This window comes from Streptomyces sp. NPDC048258 (genome assembly GCF_043201995.1).
GTDB lineage: Bacteria > Actinomycetota > Actinomycetes > Streptomycetales > Streptomycetaceae > Streptomyces.
Genome location: NZ_JBICZH010000020.1, coordinates 80,439 through 97,864 on the forward strand (window position 1 = coordinate 80,439; position 17,426 = coordinate 97,864).

Annotated in this window: 19 protein-coding genes; 7 read left to right on the forward strand and 12 right to left on the reverse strand. The window is 72.9% G+C overall.

Translation table 11 applies throughout. The features are described from left to right. The first annotated feature begins 139 nt into the window (after window positions 1–139). A complete protein-coding gene (locus ACGFYQ_RS33410; protein ID WP_393749929.1) occupies window positions 140–1,102 on the forward strand; it encodes a GNAT family N-acetyltransferase in 963 nt (320 codons plus the stop codon). Here ACGFYQ_RS33410 and ACGFYQ_RS33415 read toward each other — a convergent pair. Next, window positions 1,092–2,060, reverse strand: a complete 969-nt coding sequence (locus tag ACGFYQ_RS33415) for a helix-turn-helix transcriptional regulator (protein WP_393749930.1) — start codon at window positions 2,058–2,060, stop codon at window positions 1,092–1,094. The two genes, ACGFYQ_RS33410 and ACGFYQ_RS33415, sit on opposite strands and share 11 nt — an antisense overlap. A 188-nt stretch (window positions 2,061–2,248) precedes the next feature. Between ACGFYQ_RS33415 and ACGFYQ_RS33420 the strand changes: the two genes are divergently transcribed. Beyond that, window positions 2,249–3,295 carry an NAD(P)-dependent alcohol dehydrogenase gene (locus ACGFYQ_RS33420; protein ID WP_393749931.1) on the forward strand — a complete coding sequence of 349 codons (1,047 nt, stop codon included), beginning with the start codon at window positions 2,249–2,251 and terminating at the stop codon, window positions 3,293–3,295. Here the strand turns inward: ACGFYQ_RS33420 and ACGFYQ_RS33425 are convergent. The 7 genes from ACGFYQ_RS33425 to ACGFYQ_RS33455 all read right to left on the reverse strand — a co-directional run bounded on the left by ACGFYQ_RS33425 (window position 3,262) and on the right by ACGFYQ_RS33455 (window position 10,001). Next, window positions 3,262–3,666 (reverse strand): MerR family transcriptional regulator, encoded by a 405-nt coding sequence (locus tag ACGFYQ_RS33425; RefSeq protein WP_393749932.1) that lies wholly within the window; start codon window positions 3,664–3,666, stop codon window positions 3,262–3,264. The two genes, ACGFYQ_RS33420 and ACGFYQ_RS33425, sit on opposite strands and share 34 nt — an antisense overlap. A gap of 24 nt (window positions 3,667–3,690) precedes the next feature. Further along, window positions 3,691–4,458, reverse strand: a complete 768-nt coding sequence (locus ACGFYQ_RS33430) for an SDR family NAD(P)-dependent oxidoreductase (protein ID WP_393749982.1) — start codon at window positions 4,456–4,458, stop codon at window positions 3,691–3,693. Window positions 4,459–4,710: 252 nt separating this feature from the next. Next, window positions 4,711–5,064: a DUF6247 family protein gene (locus tag ACGFYQ_RS33435; RefSeq protein ID WP_393749983.1), complete on the reverse strand. Its 354-nt coding sequence runs from the start codon at window positions 5,062–5,064 to the stop codon at window positions 4,711–4,713. A gap of 93 nt (window positions 5,065–5,157) precedes the next feature. Next, the gene (gene msrA / locus ACGFYQ_RS33440; protein WP_393749933.1) at window positions 5,158–5,820 is read right to left on the reverse strand and encodes a peptide-methionine (S)-S-oxide reductase MsrA; all 663 of its coding nucleotides are present in this window, start codon (window positions 5,818–5,820) and stop codon (window positions 5,158–5,160) included. Window positions 5,821–5,898: 78 nt separating this feature from the next. Next, a complete protein-coding gene (locus ACGFYQ_RS33445; RefSeq protein ID WP_393749934.1) occupies window positions 5,899–7,053 on the reverse strand; it encodes a hypothetical protein in 1,155 nt (384 codons plus the stop codon). Next, window positions 7,050–8,651, reverse strand: coding sequence for a M48 family metallopeptidase (locus ACGFYQ_RS33450; RefSeq protein WP_393749935.1), 1,602 nt, complete (start codon window positions 8,649–8,651; stop codon window positions 7,050–7,052). Before ACGFYQ_RS33450 ends, ACGFYQ_RS33445 begins: the two co-directional genes overlap by 4 nt. A 243-nt stretch (window positions 8,652–8,894) precedes the next feature. Then, window positions 8,895–10,001: a hypothetical protein gene (locus ACGFYQ_RS33455; RefSeq protein ID WP_393749936.1), complete on the reverse strand. Its 1,107-nt coding sequence runs from the start codon at window positions 9,999–10,001 to the stop codon at window positions 8,895–8,897. A 76-nt stretch (window positions 10,002–10,077) separates the two neighbouring features. Between ACGFYQ_RS33455 and ACGFYQ_RS33460 the strand changes: the two genes are divergently transcribed. Next, window positions 10,078–11,235, forward strand: coding sequence for a cystathionine gamma-synthase (locus ACGFYQ_RS33460; protein ID WP_393749937.1), 1,158 nt, complete (start codon window positions 10,078–10,080; stop codon window positions 11,233–11,235). 175 nt (window positions 11,236–11,410) lie between these two features. Here the strand turns inward: ACGFYQ_RS33460 and ACGFYQ_RS33465 are convergent, their stop codons facing one another. The 3 genes from ACGFYQ_RS33465 to ACGFYQ_RS33475 all read right to left on the reverse strand — a co-directional run bounded on the left by ACGFYQ_RS33465 (window position 11,411) and on the right by ACGFYQ_RS33475 (window position 12,698). Continuing rightward, on the reverse strand, window positions 11,411–11,665 hold the full coding sequence (locus tag ACGFYQ_RS33465; protein WP_393749938.1) for a hypothetical protein: 255 nt from the start codon (window positions 11,663–11,665) through the stop codon (window positions 11,411–11,413). Beyond that, window positions 11,662–12,093 carry a sigma factor-like helix-turn-helix DNA-binding protein gene (locus ACGFYQ_RS33470; RefSeq protein ID WP_393749939.1) on the reverse strand — a complete coding sequence of 144 codons (432 nt, stop codon included), beginning with the start codon at window positions 12,091–12,093 and terminating at the stop codon, window positions 11,662–11,664. Before ACGFYQ_RS33470 ends, ACGFYQ_RS33465 begins: the two co-directional genes overlap by 4 nt. A gap of 83 nt (window positions 12,094–12,176) precedes the next feature. Further along, window positions 12,177–12,698: a MarR family winged helix-turn-helix transcriptional regulator gene (locus ACGFYQ_RS33475; RefSeq protein ID WP_393749940.1), complete on the reverse strand. Its 522-nt coding sequence runs from the start codon at window positions 12,696–12,698 to the stop codon at window positions 12,177–12,179. Between the two features lie 193 nt (window positions 12,699–12,891). Here ACGFYQ_RS33475 and ilvA point away from each other — a divergent pair, with 193 nt between their 5' ends. From ilvA to ACGFYQ_RS33495, 4 genes are all read left to right on the forward strand, one after another. After that, entirely contained in the window at window positions 12,892–14,124 is a 1,233-nt protein-coding gene (gene ilvA / locus ACGFYQ_RS33480; protein ID WP_393749941.1) for a threonine ammonia-lyase, read from the forward strand. Window positions 14,125–14,243: 119 nt separating this feature from the next. Beyond that, window positions 14,244–14,780, forward strand: coding sequence for a hypothetical protein (locus tag ACGFYQ_RS33485; protein WP_393749942.1), 537 nt, complete (start codon window positions 14,244–14,246; stop codon window positions 14,778–14,780). A gap of 178 nt (window positions 14,781–14,958) precedes the next feature. Further along, window positions 14,959–15,987, forward strand: a complete 1,029-nt coding sequence (locus ACGFYQ_RS33490; protein WP_393749943.1) for an ATP-binding cassette domain-containing protein — start codon at window positions 14,959–14,961, stop codon at window positions 15,985–15,987. Further along, entirely contained in the window at window positions 15,984–16,847 is an 864-nt protein-coding gene (locus ACGFYQ_RS33495) for an ABC transporter permease (protein ID WP_393749944.1), read from the forward strand. Before ACGFYQ_RS33490 ends, ACGFYQ_RS33495 begins: the two co-directional genes overlap by 4 nt. Window positions 16,848–16,925: 78 nt before the next feature. On the opposite strand, the gene greA is transcribed toward ACGFYQ_RS33495, so the two are convergent. After that, window positions 16,926–17,423, reverse strand: a complete 498-nt coding sequence (gene greA / locus ACGFYQ_RS33500; protein WP_030009952.1) for a transcription elongation factor GreA — start codon at window positions 17,421–17,423, stop codon at window positions 16,926–16,928. Between the last annotated feature and the right edge of the window lie 3 nt (window positions 17,424–17,426).

Consider the following 17,426-nt stretch of genomic DNA (forward strand, 5'->3'; position numbering starts at 1 on the left):
GTCGGACCGCGCAAGTACGTCCAGTACGAGCCGCGGCCCTCCGCCTTGCGATGCACCGCACCTGGGGGCACCTCCCAGCGGTAGCTGGGGGAGCCGCGCCCCGGCAAACCTTTCCGGCCACATCACTAGGGTCGGGGACATGATGATCAGATCACTCCCCCTTCCCCCGACCGACACCGACGTGGACGGCTGGCTGGCTGTCCTGGCCGCCGCCGGGGCCGCCGACCTGCCGCACCTGCCGCCGCCCTCCCGGGTGGAGGTCGGCGGGCGGCTGTGCGTGGCGCCGGCGCGGGGCCGCGCCGCGCTCTGGGCGGCGGACGGGGACGGGGACGGGGGCGAGGGCACGGTCGACGGTGTGGCGGGCCTGCTCCTGTTCACGGACGAGGCCAACCGGCACACCGCGTACCTCGACGTGCTGGCGGTACGTCCCGAGGCGCGCCGGCGGGGCGTCGGCAGGGCCCTGTGGCAGCGGGTCAGGGAGGAACTGCTCGCGCAGGGGCGGACCTCCGTCGCGACGACGGTGGATCTGGGAGGCCCGGGCCAGGCGTTCGCCGAGTCGCTCGGGTTCGAGAACGTCCTGCCCATGGCCTGGTACGTGCAGGAAGTGACGGAGCAGCCGGCCGAGGAGCCGACCACGCCCGGATACGAACTGCGGGCCTGGCACGGCCTGGTGGACGACGACTGGGCGGCGGCGGTGGCCCACGCCCACGGGGCGATGGACGACGCGCCCATGGGGGACGTGGACCAGGAGATCGAGGCCTGGACGCCGGAGCGGCTCCACGCGGCGCACCAGCTGATCCTCGACCGGGGCGGCGAGCTGACCACGGTCGCGGCGGTGACCGAGGCCGGCGAGGTGGCGGCGTACACGGAGCTCGTCCTGCCGGACCCGGACGGCGCGCGCGCCCTCCAGTACGACACGGTGGTCGTCCCCGCCCACCGGGGCCACGGCCTCGGCCGCGCGGTGAAGCGGCGGATGCTGGCGCTGGCCGCGCAGCAGATCGCCACGACGGTGGCGGACGAGAACACCCCGATGCGCGCCGTGAACGAGGCCCTGGGCTACCGCCGCGAACGCGGCACGGCGTACTTCCAGGTCAAGCTGTAGCCGACGGATTCCGGCCGTCGGCCTCCTTCGTAGAGGGGGCCGACGGGGCCGGCGGGGCGGACGGCGTCGACCGGGCCGAGGGGGTAGAGGGGGTCGGAGGGGTCGAAGGGGCGGACGGGACCGACCACGACGACAGCAGGCGCAGCGCGTCCGCGGACGGGGAGCCCGGCGCCGCGTGGAAGGTGACCAGGGACTGCGCCGGGTCGTCCGGGAGCCTCAGGGTCTCGAACGACAAGTGCATCTCACCCACCAGCGGGTGCCGCAGCCGCTTCACCCCGTGTGTCTTGTCCGCCACCGTGTGCGCCGCCCACAGCCGCCGGAACTCCTCGTTCTTCACCGACAGCTCCCCGACCAGCGCCGACAGCTGCTCGTCGTCCGGGTTCTGGCCGGCGTACATCCGCAGGTTGCTGACCACCTCGCAGGCCCGGCACTCCCAGTCCGCGTACAGCTCCGCCGTCGCCGGGTCCAGGAACACCAGCCGCACCAGGTTCCGCTCCGCCGCCGGCAGCCCCCCGAAGTCCCCGAAGACCGCCGCCGCGAGCCGGTTCCAGCCGATGACGTCCTGCCGGTGCCCCACGAGGTACGCCGGCACGCCCTCCATCGCGTCCATCAGCGTCCGCAGCTCCGGCCGCACTTGCTGCGGGCGGTGGCTCTGGCGGCGCCTGCGCGCCTTCGGGCGGGCCAGGTGCGTCAGGTGCGCCCGCTCCGACCCGTCCAGGCGCAGCGCCCGCGCGATCGCGTCCAGGACCTCCGCCGACACGTTGTGCCCGGCACCCTGCTCCAAGCGCGTGTAGTACGCGACCGACACCCCCGCGAGCTGCGCCAGCTCCTCGCGGCGCAGGCCGGGGACGCGCCTGTGGCGCCCGTAGTCGGGCAGGCCCACGTCGTCCGGGCGCAACCGGGCGCGGCGGGAGCGGAGGAATTCGCCGAGCTCGGCGCGCTGGTCACGCTGGTCCATACAGCCAGTATCCCGGGCGGCCGGTCGCGCCGCGGGCCTGAGCCTGACCCCACCAGGGGTAGGTCCGGCAGTCCTAGGCAGGACAGGGGGCTGGGTGGGCGCGCGGCGGCACGGCAGGCTGGAGCACGTCACCGCAGCGCACAGGGCTGCGGCGGCACACCGCCAGCGCCACCGCCGAGGAGCACCCCATGTCCGTCACCCAGGTCGCCGCCTACGCCGCCCCCGCGCCCAAGGCCCCGCTGGAGCGCACCACCGTCCCGCGCCGCCCCGTCGGCGAGCACGACGTCCTCATCGACATCAAGTACGCCGGCATCTGCCACTCCGACATCCACCAGGTCCGCGACGGCTGGGGCAAGGGCATCTACCCCATGGTCCCCGGGCACGAGATCGCCGGAGTCGTCACCGAGGTCGGCCCGGGCGTCACCAAGTTCGCCGTCGGGGACCGTGTGGGCGTCGGCTGCTTCGTCGACTCCTGCCGTGAGTGCGAGTACTGCCTGCGCGGCCAGGAGCAGTTCTGCGCCAAGGGCATGACCGGCACGTACAACGCGCTCGACAAGAACGGCGAGCCCACGTACGGCGGTTACTCCACCCACCTCGTCGTCGACGAGAACTACACCGTCCGCATCCCCGACGGCCTCTCCCTCGACGTCGCCGCGCCGCTGCTGTGCGCCGGCATCACCCTCTACTCGCCGCTCAGGCACTGGCAGGCGGGCCCCGGCAAGAAGGTCGCGATCGTCGGTCTCGGCGGGCTCGGTCACATGGGCGTGAAGATCGCGGCGGCCCTGGGCGCGGAAGTGACCGTCCTGTCCCAGTCCCTGCGCAAGAAGGAGGACGGCCTGAAGCTGGGCGCCTCCCACTACTACGCCACCGACGACGAGGCCACCTTCGAGGAGCTGGCCGGCAGCTTCGACCTGATCCTGTCCACCGTGTCGGCGCCGCTCGGCCTGGACCGGTACCTCACGCTGCTGAAGGTCGACGGCGCGCTGGTGAACGTCGGCGCCCCGGAGGAGCCGGTCGAGCTGAACCTCTTCTCCGTCATCGGCGGCCGCAAGACCCTCGCCGGATCGATGATCGGCGGGATCGCCGAGACCCAGGAGATGCTGGACTTCTGCGCCGAGCACGGGCTGGGCTCCGAGATCGAGCTGATCCGCGCCGAGCAGATCAACGAGGCGTACGAGCGGGTGCTGTCGAGCGACGTCCGCTACCGCTTCGTGATCGACGCGTCGACGATCTGATCCAGCTGATCGAGCCGATCGATCTCGTCGAGCCGGCCCAGCGCTGTACGGAGCCGGTCGCGGGTCTCGGTCTGTACGGCGATCCGCGCCTCCAGGACGGCGAGCCGCTCCCGGGCCACCGCCAGCCCCTTCGGGGACGGTGGCCCGGCGGCCACGTCGCCGTCCAGGCACGGCAGGAACACCTGTACGTCGGCCAGCGTGAGCCCCGCGTCCAGCAGCGCCCGGATGTTGCGGACCCGAACGGCGGCCGGCTCGCCGTAGTCCCGGTAGCCGTTCGGCGCCCGCTCGGAGGAGATCAGCCCGGCCTGCTCGTAGTGGCGCAGGGCGCGCGGGGTGGTCCCGGTGGCTTCAGCGAGTTCCCCGATCAGCATGGGGCCATGGTGCCAAGGCCGGCACTACGCCACCAACGCGCCCCCGTCGACGGGGAGTACGACTCCGGTCACGAACGACGCCGCCGAGTCCGCGAGCCGGCACACCGCCCAGGCGACCTCCTCCGGCCGGCCCACCCGCCCCAGCGGGGTCCGCGCCACCTGCCACGCCCGCACCTGCCCGGCCCGCTCGGGGCTCAGCCCCTGGTGCTCGGCGATCGGTGTGTCCACGGCGCCGGGCGCGACCGCCACGACCCGGATGCCGCGCGGGGCGAGCTCCACGGCCCAGCTGCGGGTGAGGGTGTCGAGGGCGGCCTTGGTGGCGGCGTAGAGGGAGTTGCCGGGCCAGCCGCGCTGCCCGATGGTGGTGGTGACGTTGACGACGACCCCGGCCGGGGCGGCCTCCAGGGCGGGGAGGGCGGCCTGGGTGAGGAGGACCGGCGCGACCAGATTGGTGGCCAGCTGGTCGCCGATGTCCTGGGCGGCCAGACCGCCGAGGGGGCCGCTGCGTACGATCCCGGCGTTGTTCACGAGCACGTCGAGCCTGCCGTGGGCATCCTGGACGGCCCGGACGATCCGCTCCGGGCCGTCGGGAGCGGTCACGTCGCCGGTCAGGGGATGGATGCCGGGGTGGCCTGCGGCGGTTGCGGCGAGGGGCTCGGGCCGCCGGCCCACGGCGACCACGAGGTCGCCGCCGGCGGCGAAGGCCCTGGCGGTGGCGCGCCCGATGCCGGTGCCGGCGCCGGTGACGAGGATGACGCGGCGGGCGGTGTCGACGGTGTCCGGGGTGTCCATGGTGTCCATGGGGAGAGCCAACAACCCTGCCGCCAGTGACAAGGTCAAGCGGAGCGGGCCACCGGCGCCCGCCGCACCCGCTGTCCGAGTGGGGCTGAGAGACGTACCACTGCTGGGACTTGATCCCCGTGCTGTGCCCTGCGGTCACAGGGCGTCGAACGGCGGAACGATCCGGACCACGACGATCAGCTGGTCCCGGGGAGCGGAGAGGAAGTAGAACCAGCCGTCGGCGGCGTCAGCGCCAGTCGTGGCTCACGGCCGTCGGGCGGCGAGGGCGGTGTGGGCCGCGTCGAGGATTCTGCCGATCTCGGTGGCGGCCCGCCGGGCCTGCGCGGCGTTGCCGGTGGCCGCCGTGTCCTCCCAGCGCCGCAGCTCCCCGGCGAGCTGCGGCTGGCGCTGGATGTGGACGTACGCCGCCCACTGGGCGATGAACCGTTGCAAGGGCGCCAGGTCGGAGCCCTGCCGGGACTGGTCCGCCGCCAGGTCCAGCTCGCGGGTGAAGGCGGGCAGGGCCGCCGGGGAGACCTGCGCGACGGCCTGCCGCAGCGCGGTCACGGTGGAAGGCGGCTGCGGGATGAGCGGCTGCCCGGCGGCGGACGTGGTCACGGTTGCTCCCATGGGCGAGATTCTGGGCCCCGCCGCGAGCCTACCCAGCGCGATGTGCGGCCCCCACCCGAAAGGGTGAGCCCGCCCTGCCGGTCACTCCGCCGGGGCCACGCCGATCGGGCAGGAGACGCCCGTGCCGCCGATGCCGCAGTAGCCGCCCGGATTGCGGTCCAGGTACTGCTGGTGGTAGGCCTCCGCGGGCCAGAACGGGCGGTCCGCGGCCGGGAGGACGGCCGTGGTGATCTCGCCGTGGCCCGAGGCGCTGAGGACGCGCTGGTAGGCCGTGCGGGAGGCTTCGGCCGTCGCCTGGTGGGCGGGGGAGTGGGTGTAGACCGCCGAGCGGTACTGGGTGCCGACGTCGTTGCCCTGGCGGAAGCCCTGGGTGGGGTCGTGGGACTCCCAGAACAGCTTCAGCAGGGTCTCGTACGAGACGAGGGAAGGGTCGAAGACCACACGGACGACCTCGGTGTGACCGGTCCGGCCGGAGCACACCTCCTCGTACGTCGGGTTCTCCGTGTAGCCGCCCTGGTAACCGGCCAGGGTGGTCCACACCCCGGGCGTCTGCCAGAACTTGCGCTCCGCGCCCCAGAAACAGCCGAGGCCGAAGTCGGCCACTTCGAGGTGCGCGGGATAGGGGCCGGCCAGCGGGTTGCCCAGCACGGTGTGCTTCTCGGGCAGGCCGAAGAGAGGCTCCGCGCGGCCGGTCAGGGCCTCCTCGCGGGTGGGGAGCTCGGGCGTACGGCGGTACGAGAACATGGGTTCCCTCCTTGTCACCGATGACAACGGGCGGGGGCGGGCCGGGATTCCCGACCCGCCCCCGTCACGCCCCACGACTCACAGGCCCGGCGTGACCTCGCGCACCGCCCAGTTCCGTGCGAACACGTACCGGGACCTCGACGAGTAGTACCAGGGCATGGCGCCGATGTACCCGTCGATGTGGCGGAACTGCTCGACCGCCTCCGCGTCCCTGTCCTGCCAGAACAGGAACCACGCGAGCATGTGCCGCAGCCGGATCGCCCGCCAGTCATCCGGGTCGGCCGCGGCCAGGTCCACCAGGGCCGCGTCCACCGCCGCGGCGATCTCCGGCTCCTTGAAGAAGGTCTCCGGCTTGAGCTCCGGTTCGTGGAGCTCCTGCTCGACGTACGCGGCCAGCGGCAGCAGGGACAACAGCTCACCCGGCTTGCCCGAGGCGGCGGACTCCCGGGCGAAGGCGAGCGCCAGTTCGTGCGAGCCGCGCCACTTCTCGCACCAGTACTGCAGGGCGCTGGTGTGCGCCGTGAGCACCTTGGGGTCGCGCTCGACGATCTGGGCCCACAGCCGGCCGTACTGCTCGTGCGGATAGCCCAGGCCCTGCGCGACGGGCTGCTCCACCATGTACGGGACCGGGTCCGCGGGATCGGCCAGCCGCTGGGCCTCGTGCGCGTACGCCTGGGCCTTGACCAGCAGTTCGTGGAAGATCCGGAACTGCTCTTGGGTGGTGTGGCTGCCTCGCTGGCCCCCACGCACGTCCCACGCCACCCTGACGCCCGCGTCGGCGTTCACCAGCGCCGCGGTCGCGTCGGACGGCCGGGCCGCGCGCCAGGCCAGCAGCCAGGAGTCGTCGGCGGCGGCCACGTCCGCGAGCGCGCGGACCCGCTGCCAGCGCTCCTCCCAGTCCTGCCCGGCCGCCTCGACATAGGCGGCCCCCGCCTCCCAGTCGCCCGACCGCACCGCGTCGAGCGCGGCCGTGCGCTCGGGCGGAACGGGCAGTGCGTGCTCGGTGTCGAGGTCCTCCTCCGCCACGAAGCCCAGGGCGACGACCTCCGCCGCCTCCCGCGCCTTCTTCTCCGCCTTGAGAGCGGCGGTACGGGCATGGGTGGCCTCGGTCCGCCCCTCGATGGCGGCCACCTCCGCCTCAAGCCGCTTCGCCTTGCGGAGGAAGTACACGCCCCGCAGGAGCTTGTACGCGCCACCCAGCAGGATGACGCCGAGGATGATGAGGCCGATCACGGGGCGAGCACCAGCTTTCGCAGGGATCCGGTGTCCGGCTGGTCCGCGACGGCCGCGTCCAGGGCCAGGTCGAGCTGGTCCTCGAAACCGTCGGCCGGATAGCGCAGCGTGGCCGAGTCGGACCAGGACAGCTGCCAGCGGGCGGCGCCGCGCGCCGTCAGCTCGACGGTGACCAGCTGGTTCAGGGCGCGCCGGACGGCCGGGCGGGCGAACTCGCGGGCCGCGCGGCCCGTGGCGGACGCCGCCTGCTCGGACTTCGGCAGGCGGTCCGCGATCCGCCAGCGCACCGCCGGGTCGGCGTCGATCGCGTCCAGCAGGACGGCGAGCTCCGGGCCCGCGCCCTCGGCGGTGAGGGCCTCGCGGATGTCCTCCGCGCCCTGGCCGACGTACTGGGTCATCGACTCGTGGACCAGGTCCTCCCAGTCCACCCGCTTGAGCGCGAGGGCCTGCGGGGTGAGCACGGCCTGCTCCAGCGCGGTCAGCGAGGCCTCCGGGGAGGAGAGGAGCTCCAGCGCGGGGCGGGCGGCCTGGCCGGCGCGGCCGTCGTCGGGCAGTGCCTCGATGCGGGCCACGCGCTCGGCGAGCGCGGGGTGGGAGTCGTACGGGGAGGTGGGCTCGGTGGACAGCTCGTGGCGCAGCTCGTCCAGGTCGGCGGAGCGGGCCTCCAGGAGGGTGCGCAGGCCGCCGAAGACCTGGCCGGGGCGGGGCAGCAGGCCGGCGCCGACGCCGAGGGTGGCGTACGAGCCCATGTAGAAGTCGTGCGCCGAGTCGAGGGCGTTCAGCTCGCGCAGCGCGGACGCGGCGGCGTCGCGGCCCGCGACCTCGACCGAGGCGAGGTCGGCGGCGAGCTCCTGGCGGCGGGCGGAGGAGAGGGTGGCGCGCATGTAGAACTTGCCGTACGCCGTGTAGATCTTGGCCATGGCGCGGTACATCGCGCCCTCGCCCGCGGTGTTGATCTCCTTGGCCTTCTTGCCGTTGGCGATCCGCTTCTCGGCCTTCTTCTCCTGCTTCGCGCGCTCCTTGGCCACCTTGCTGTCCGCGCGGTCGTGGAAGTGGCCGATGGTGCGGATCAGCTGGGCGCGCCCGCGGGCGATCAGCGGGGTGAGACGGGTGTCGAGGTTGGCGTAGTGGCCCATCTCGTGGGCGAGTACGGCGCGCAGCTGCATCTCGTCCAGGCCCGTCATCAGGGGCAGGCCGAGGTAGAGGCGGCGGGTGCCGGGTCGCAGGCCCAGCAGTTTCGCGTCCTCGGCGACGGCGGCGTTGACCTCGTCGATCAGCACGATCTCGTCGGGGGCGCGGGTGCCGACCTGCCGCGCGACATCGCGCACGGTCTGCCAGAGCAGGGGCTCCTGCGCCTCGGTGACGGGGACGCCGGCCGGCGGGTCGCCCTTCGGGGTGCGCAGCATGAACAGGCCGCGCACGATCGGGACGGCGAGGACGACGGAGACGATGACGATCTTGACGGCGGCCGGGCCGCCGTGGCCCGAGGCGACGATGGCGTAGTCGGCGCCCACGAGGACGGCGAGCAGGACGACGCCGAGCAGATAGAAGCCGGCGAGCAGGACGAGAGCGCGCAAGGCGCGCAGTGAAGCGCCCATATGGAACAGATCCCCCCACGGGATGAAAACGGTGCTGTGGAACGAGGCCGGAGACGGCCGCCACCGCCGCATCATGCGGCCCGGTGGTCACTTACGGCAACCTTATTGGCCAGTGATTTCCGCTGGTGAGGGGGCCTGGGTGAGGGGGCGTGGGTGAGGGGGCCCGGGTGAGGGGCCTGGGGTGACGGGGCGTGGAGGCGGGGGCGGTCACGCCCCCCCCGTCCCCCGCCCGCCCGCGCCGCGTCAGTTCGGTAGGGTCGCCGGGGAGCCGCCGTTCGCCTCGTACCCGGCCACCGCCAGGGCCCGGTACACCGCGTACTGCGCCGCCGGGTCCTCCGAGGCCGACCACGGCAGGGCGCCCACGTAGCCGTCCACGTGCCGCACCTGCTCCATCGCCTCCGCCCAGCGCTCCATGTTGACCAGGAACAGCAGCAGCAGATGCCGTACGTGCGCCAGCATCGGGTCGTCCTGCCGCGCCGTGTGCACCGCGTACAGCGCGCCCTCCACCGCCCGGGTCACGGCCGCGCTCTGGTAGAAGCTGCTCACCAGCACCACGTCCGGCAGGTTCTCGTACAGCGAGAACAGCGGCAGCGCCGCCAGCAGCGAGCCCTGCGGGGCACGCGCCGCGGCCGCGTGCGCGAACGCGTCGGCCTTCTCCCGCGAGCCGTGCCACTTCTCGCACCAGTAGTGCAGGGCCGCCAGATGCGCGCCCATGTGCTCCGGCGCCCGGTCGATCACGTTCGCCCACAGCGCGTCGAACTCCGCCTCCGGGTAGGCCAGGCCGCGCGCGATCGCCAGCTCCGTGATGTACGGAACCGGGTCTCCGGGCGCCAGCAGCGCTGCCTTGCGGCACGCCTCCCGGGCCTCCTCCAGGATGATGCGGTGGTCCTCGGAACCGACCCCGCCCGAGTGTCGCCACGCCTGCTGCACCAGCAGCTCCGCGTGCACCTGCGCGCCGCCCGCGTCCTTGTCGGCCTCCAGCCGCCACGCCTTCAGCCACTGCGCGCCCACGCCGGGCTGCTGTACGAGCTCCAGTGCGGCCGCCCCGCCGAAGGCCTGCACGCGCTGCCAGCGCAGCTCGCCCTCCTTCGGGGTCCCGGCCAGCAGCTGCGAGGCCGCCTGCCACTGGCCGGTGCGGCGCACGTTGTCGAGGGCGTCCATCAGATCCCGGTCGGGCCCGGGAATCCGGATGTCCAGGTCCTCCTGCCGGTCGAATCCGTAGTTCGAGGGGTCGGCGGCGTCGGGGCTGCCCGGCGCGACCAGGCGGACGCCGCCGCGTTTGCGCCGTATGTACGGGCCGAGCACGAACACGATCATGAGCACCGCGAACACGAACCACAGAATCTCCATGCCTCCAAGCGAACCAGACCGAGTGGGCACCAGGCCAATAGGGAGGCAGACCCCAGGCGGGGCTTAGGCTCTGCCCATGAGCGACGACAGCCACGAGCACCAGAGCTTCGAGACCCGCGCCATCCACGCGGGCAATACGGCGGACCCGCTGACCGGCGCGGTCGTACCCCCGATCTACCAGGTCTCCACGTACAAGCAGGACGGCGTCGGAGGACTGCGCGGCGGCTACGAGTACAGCCGCAGCGCCAACCCGACGCGCACCGCGCTGGAGGAGAACCTCGCGGCGCTGGAGGGCGGCCTGCGCGGGCTCGCGTTCGCGTCCGGGCTCGCCGCCGAGGACTGCCTGCTGCGTACGCTGCTCTCCCCGGGCGACCACGTGGTCATCCCGAACGACGCGTACGGCGGCACCTTCCGCCTCTTCGCGAAGGTCGTCTCCCGGTGGGGCGTGGAGTGGTCGGTGGCCAACACCTCCGACCCGGACTCCGTACGCGCCGCCCTCACCCCGAAGACCAAGGTCATCTGGGTCGAGACCCCCTCCAACCCGCTGCTCGGCATCACCGACATCGCCGTCGTCGCCGACATCGCGCGCACGGCCGGTGCCAAGCTGGTCGTGGACAACACCTTCGCGTCCCCTTACCTGCAGCAGCCCCTCGCGCTGGGCGCGGACGTGGTCGTGCACTCGCTGACCAAGTACATGGGCGGCCACTCCGACGTGGTCGGCGGCGCGCTGATCACCGGTGACGCGGCGCTGGGCGAGGAGCTGGCCTACCACCAGAACGCCATGGGCGCGGTGGCCGGGCCCTTCGACTCGTGGATCGTGCTGCGCGGCATCAAGACCCTGGCCGTGCGGATGGACCGGCATGCGGAGAACGCGGCCAAGGTCGCCGAGATGCTGACCCGTCACCCCAAGGTCACCCAGGTCCTCTACCCGGGCCTGCCGGAGCACCCGGGCCACGACATCGCGGCCAAGCAGATGCGCAACTTCGGCGGGATGATCTCCTTCCGGGTCACCGGTGGCGAGGAGGCGGCGGTCGAGGTCTGCAACCGCGCCAAGCTCTTCACGCTGGGGGAGTCGCTCGGCGGCGTCGAGTCCCTGATCGAGCACCCGGGGCGGATGACGCACGCGTCGGTGGCGGGCTCGGCGCTTGAGGTCCCGGCGGACCTGGTCCGCCTGTCGGTGGGCATCGAGAACGCCGACGACCTCCTGGCGGACCTGACCCAGGCCCTGGGCTAGGCCGCCCCGCACCCCCGCCGGTTCCGCCCGGGCCCGGCGGGGGCGCGCCGCCGTCTCAGCGTGTGCGGCGCCGCTGCCGGGGGCCGGCCCCCGGACCCCCGCGCCTCAAACGCCGGCGGGGCTGAAGATGGGGGCTCCGCCCCGGATCCCCAGGAGCGGTGCCGCGCCGGGACGGCTACCAGCCCTCCAGTGGGGGTGAGACGCCCGTCGGGGGTGTGGCCCACGGGTGGGTCAGGGCGGCCCAGACCGTGAAGGCCACCGCCGCCGCGAAGAGCACCGCCCAGCCGAACCTGCGGAGCACCCGGCGGCGGCGCAGCAAGCGGTCCCCGCGGGCCGCCGCGCCCGCCGCCAGCCCGGCCGGGACCGTCGGGTACGGGCCCTCCAGGAGCTGCCTGACCTGGTCCTGCTTCCGGTCCGGGAGGCCGCTCACGCCGCCTCCCGCGATCGCAGCGCCGCCACCGCCCGGTTGCACAGCACCCGTACCCGGTCCGCCGACAGCCCCAGCTGCGCGGCCGTGACCTCCTCCGCGACCCCCTCGTAGATCCGCAGGACGAGGACGAGCCGCTCCGGCGGGCTCAGCCGGGCCAGTACGCCCGTGCCGCCGTGGTGCCGCCAGCCGGTACGGGCGAACGCGCCGCACAGCTCCTGGCGGGTGAAGTCGTACGGATCGTCCCCGCGCAGGCGCCGCCAGTTCGCGTACGTACGCGCCAGCGCGCCCGCCAGCAGCCGGCGCGCGGGCTCCGGCTCACCGGTCAGCAGCAGCGCGACATGCAGCAGCCGCCCCGCCGCGCCCGCGACGAAGGCCTCGAACTCCGCGTAGGGGTCCGCCCGTTGGTCAACCGCCCGCATAGCCCACATAGTGCGGGCAGCGGGACCACCCTGGTCAAGAGGTCGGACGCAGGCACCTCACGGCCGGCCCGGGGCCCGCCCCGCGCCCCGGGTCAGGAAGCCGGACCGGCCTCGGCGACGGCCGCCATCAGCTCCGACAGCGACAGGTTGAAACGCGTCAGCAGCTGCGTGAAGGACTCGCGCTCCGCCTCGTTCCAGCCCTCCGTCACGCGCGCCATCAGCTCGCGCCGCGAGGAGCGGACCTCCTCCAGCCGCGCCAGCCCCCGCGGGGACAGCGCGAGCACCACGGCCCGCCCGTCCTCGGGGTGCGAGGTCCGCTTGACCAGCCCGCTGTCGACCAGCGGCGCGACCTGCCGGGTGACCGTGGACGAGTCGATGCCCATGCCGCAGGCGAGCGCCTTGACGCCCATCGGCCCCTCCAGGTCGAGCCGGTTCAGCAGCAGGTACGCGGCGCGGTCCATCGAGTTGCGGGCCTGGCCGACACCACCCAGGCGGGTCTGCTCGGCGCGGCGGGCGAAGACCGCCACCTGGTGCTGGAGCGCGTCGAGGAGACCGGCTCCGGCGGGCGCTTCGGGCGCCGCGGGCAGATCGGAATTGGCCGGGGAGAAAGGCATGGCCGTGGGCTCTCTTCGCGTGGGTCCGACAAGGATGGGGGACAGAGTACGCGGCCGTGCGGCGGCTCGTACGCCTCGTACGAGAACTGGTACGGCCCGTCCCCACGGCTGCCGCACCGCCGTCCCGGATGGCGAGATTTCGCCCCTGCCGTCGCGCTGCGCCGGGGCCCTCGCGGGCTGCGAGACTGGCGGCATGAACTACCGCGTGCCGCAGCCCGTCCCGCAGGTCATCCTCGACGACATCCGGGGGGCTCAGAAGATGCTGTCCGGCGTCTCGCGGGTCACCGCGATGGAGGGCAGCCGGCACCTTTCCGCGCTCACCGGCTCCCCGGTCCACTTCAAGTGCGAGAACCTCCAGCGCACCGGATCCTTCAAGCTGCGCGGGGCGTACGTGCGCATCGCGGGCCTGCGCCCCGAGCAGCGGGCCGCCGGCGTCGTCGCGGCCAGCGCGGGCAACCACGCGCAGGGCGTGGCGCTGGCCTCCTCCCTCCTCGGGGTCCACTCGACGGTGTTCATGCCCCTCGGGGCGCCGCTGCCCAAGGTGGCCGCGACCCAGGAGTACGGCGCCGAGGTGCGCATGTACGGGCAGGTCGTCGACGAGACCCTCGCCGCCGCCCAGGACTACGCGGACCGCACCGGGGCGGTGTTCATCCACCCGTTCGACCACCACGACATCATCGCGGGCCAGGGCACGGTGGGCCTGGAGATCCTGGAGCAGTGCCCCGAGGTGCGGACGATCCTCGTCGGCATCGGCGGCGGCGGTCTCGCGGCCGGCATCGCGGTCGCGGTCAAGGCGCTGCGCCCGGACGTACGGGTCGTCGGGGTCCAGGCGGCCGGCGCGGCCGCGTACCCGCCCTCGCTCAAGGTCGGGCACCCGGTGTCGATCGACAACCCGAACACCATGGCGGACGGCATCAAGGTCGGCCGTCCCGGCGACATCCCGTTCAGAATCATCGGTGAGCTCCTCGACGACGTGCGCACGGTCTCCGAGGACGCGCTTTCCAGCGCCCTGCTGCTGTGCCTGGAACGGGCCAAGCTGGTCGTCGAGCCGGCCGGGTGCAGCCCGGTCGCCGCCCTGCTCAGCGAGCCCGAACTGTACGGCGGGGGTCCGGTGGTGGCCGTCCTGTCCGGCGGGAACGTCGACCCGCTGCTGCTCCAGCGGATCCTGCGCCACGGCATGGCGGCGGCGGGCCGCTACCTGTCGCTGCGGCTGCGGGTGGCCGACCGGCCGGGGGCCCTGGCCGGACTCCTGGGCGTGCTGTCCGTGGTGGACGCGAACGTACTGGACGTGAGCCACGTACGGACCGACCCGCGGCTCGGGCTCACCGAGGTGGAGGTGGAGCTGCACCTGGAGACGAAGGGCCCCGAGCACTGCGCGGAGGTCGCCCGGACGCTGCACGGCGCCGGTTACAAGGTGATGAGCTGAAGAGAAACACCTCTAGGCCCCGCCCCGCTCATACCTGATACTCATGGGCAGAACGAGGCAGATTCGGGGCGGGAATGTGAAGGTTCCCGCCTCGTTCACATGGGGTGGGAGTCTCAACGGTGCACACACGTGTCAGACCGCAGGCAGCGGCCGTCATCGCTCTGGCCGCGTCGGCGGCCCTCGCCCTGGCGGGCTGCACGGCCGCCGCCGACACCGCCGCCGGTCCGGCCGCCGCCCCGGTGGCCGCCTCCACGGCCCCGGCGTCGCCGCCCGCGAAGGCCACCCCCAAGAGCACGGGCGCGCCGCTCGGCCGGGACGCCGTGGACGGGGAGGTCCGGGCGGCGCTGCGCGCGGCGGGCATCGACCCCGCCAAGGGCAAGTCCACCGCCGAGACGACCGGCCGGAAGAATCCGAGCCTCGTCGACTGGACCGCCGTCCTCCCCACCCAGCAGGCGGACTTCGCCCTGCCCAGGATCGGGGAGCAGCTGCAACACCTCGGCTGGCAGCCGCACTCCGTCGGCAGCACCGCGACCCTCAGCTACGAGAAGACCGACTGGGTCCTGCTGGTGGGCAGCGCGAAGCAGGCGGACGGCGTCGCCCTCCGCCAGGGCGAGAGCCTGCTGACCGTGAACGTCACGTACCTCGGCGCGGGCTGACCGCGCGCGCCGGCCAGGCCCGTAAATCCCGTGCGGCACGCGATGGGACGCCATAGCGTGGTCCCATCCGTTCGGCCGACCGGGCGAGGCCTGCCCGGCGATCATAGGATTCGCCCAGGGAAGCTTCGATTCTGCTGGGCCCGACCCTGCTGGCCCGATCCAGACTGGGAGAATCCATATGCCAGGCGCCATCTACGCCGAAGGCCTGGTCAAGACCTTCGGCGATGTACGGGCTCTGGACGGCGTGGACCTCGATGTCCCCGAAGGCACCGTCCTGGGTCTGCTCGGCCCCAACGGCGCGGGCAAGACCACGACCGTACGCGTCCTGACCACCCTGCTCCGGCCCGACCGCGGCAACGCCGTCGTCGCCGGCATCGACGTACTCAAGCACCCCAACGAAGTCCGCCGCGCCATCGGCCTGTCCGGCCAGTTCGCCGCTGTCGACGAATACCTCACCGGCCGCGAGAACCTCCAGATGGTCGGCCAGCTCTACCAGATGAAGGCCAAGGCGGCGAAGGCCCGGGCCGATGAACTCCTGGAGCGCTTCAACCTCGCCGACGCCGCCGACCGCACGGCCAAGACGTACTCCGGCGGCATGCGAAGGCGCCTGGACCTCGCGGCCGCCCTCGTCGTCAGCCCGCCCGTGATGTTCATGGACGAGCCGACCACCGGCCTCGACCCCCGCAACCGCCAGCAGCTGTGGGGGATCATCCAGGAACTGGTCGCCGGCGGCACCACGCTGCTGCTCACCACCCAGTACCTGGAGGAGGCCGACCACCTCGCCCACGACATCTGCGTGGTCGACCACGGCAAGGTCATCGCCCGCGGCACCTCCGACCAGCTCAAGGCCCGTACGGGCGGCGAGCGCGTGGAGGTCGTCGTCCACGAGCGCGACCACATCACCACCGCACGCGAGGTGCTCGCCGGCTTCGGCAAGGGCGAGACCACGGTCGAGGAACACACCCGCAAGCTCACCGTGCCGGTGTCGGGCGGCGCCAAGCTGCTCGCCGAGGTCATCCGCGAACTGGACGGCCGGGGCATCGAGATCGACGACATCGGGCTGCGCCGCCCCACCCTCGACGACGTGTTCATATCCCTGACCGGCCACGCGGCCGAGCTGACGACGGACGAGAACGGCGACGGCGCGGCCGACGTCCCCACCGATGCCAAGGGCCGCAAGGCGGCGCGGAAGGAGGCGGCGAAGTGACCACCACCTCCCCGACCCCGATCCGGGAACTCGCGGCACCGCGCCCGCGCGGCGGCCTCGTCCAGGGCGTCAAGGACTCCCTGGTGATCGCCAAGCGGAATCTGATCCGCATGTCCCGCATCCCCGAGATGATCATCTTCGGCGTGATCCAGCCGGTCATGTTCGTCGTGCTCTTCAGCTACGTCTTCGGCGGCTCCATCAGCGTCGGCGGCAACACCTCGCCCGCCGCCTACCGCGAGTTCCTGATGGCCGGCATCTTCGCCCAGACCGTCACCTTCGCCACCGCCGGCGCGGGCGCGGGCATCGCGGACGACATGCACAAGGGCCTGATCGACCGCTTCCGCTCGCTGCCCATGGCCCGCGGCGCGGTGCTCACCGGCCGCACCCTCGCCGACCTCGTCCAGACCACGCTGACCCTCTTCGTCCTCGCGATCGTCGCCCTGATCGTCGGCTGGCGCACCCACACGAGCTTCGGCGAGGTGCTCGCCGGCTTCGGCCTGCTCCTCCTGCTCGGCTACGCCTTCTCCTGGATCGGCGCCCTGATCGGCCTGTCGGTGCGCACCCCGGAGGCGGCCACCTCGGGCGGGCTGATCTGGCTGTTCCCGCTGACCTTCATCTCGATCGCCTTCGTCCCCTCCGACAACATGCCGACCTTCCTGCGGCACATCGCGGAGTGGAACCCCTTCAGCGCCACCGTCCTGGCGGCCCGCGAGCTCTTCGGCAACCTCCCGGAGGGCTACCCGGTCCCGGATGCCTGGCCGATGCAGAACCCGGTGCCGGCGTCCGTGCTCTGGTCGCTGCTGATCATCGTGGTCTTCCGGACCCTGGCGGTCCGCAAGTACCGCTCGGCGACCGCGTAGGCCCGTACGACCGCCCCTCCGCGCACCGATGCCCGGCCGGGAGAACCCGGCCGGGCATCGGCGTACGAAGAAGGGTGATCAGCCGGTGAAGGGCTTGACGTCGAGGATCTTGACGGAGGCCTTCTTGCCGTTCGGCAGCTCGTACTCGGCGTCCTCGCCGATCGCCTTGCCCAGCACACCGCTGCCCAGCGGGGACTGGGGCGAGTACGTCTCGAAGTCCGAGGACGCGTACTCGCGCGAGGCCAGCAGGAACTCCATGGTGTCGTCCTCGTCGCCGTCGAAGGCGATCTTGACGAGAGTGCCGGGCGCCACCACGCCGTCGGACGCGGGCGCGGTCCCGACCTTGGCATTCTCCAGGAGCTGCGTCAGCTGGCGCACACGGAGCTCCTGCTTGCCCTGCTCCTCCTTGGCCGCGTGGTAACCGCCGTTCTCGCGCAGGTCGCCCTCTTCACGGGCGGCTGCGATCTTCGTGGCGATCTCCGTGCGGGCGGGACCAGAGAGGTAGTCCAGCTCCGCCTTCAGCTGGTCGTACGCCGCCTGGGTCAGCCAGGTGACGCTTTCGCTCGTCTGGGTCACGGG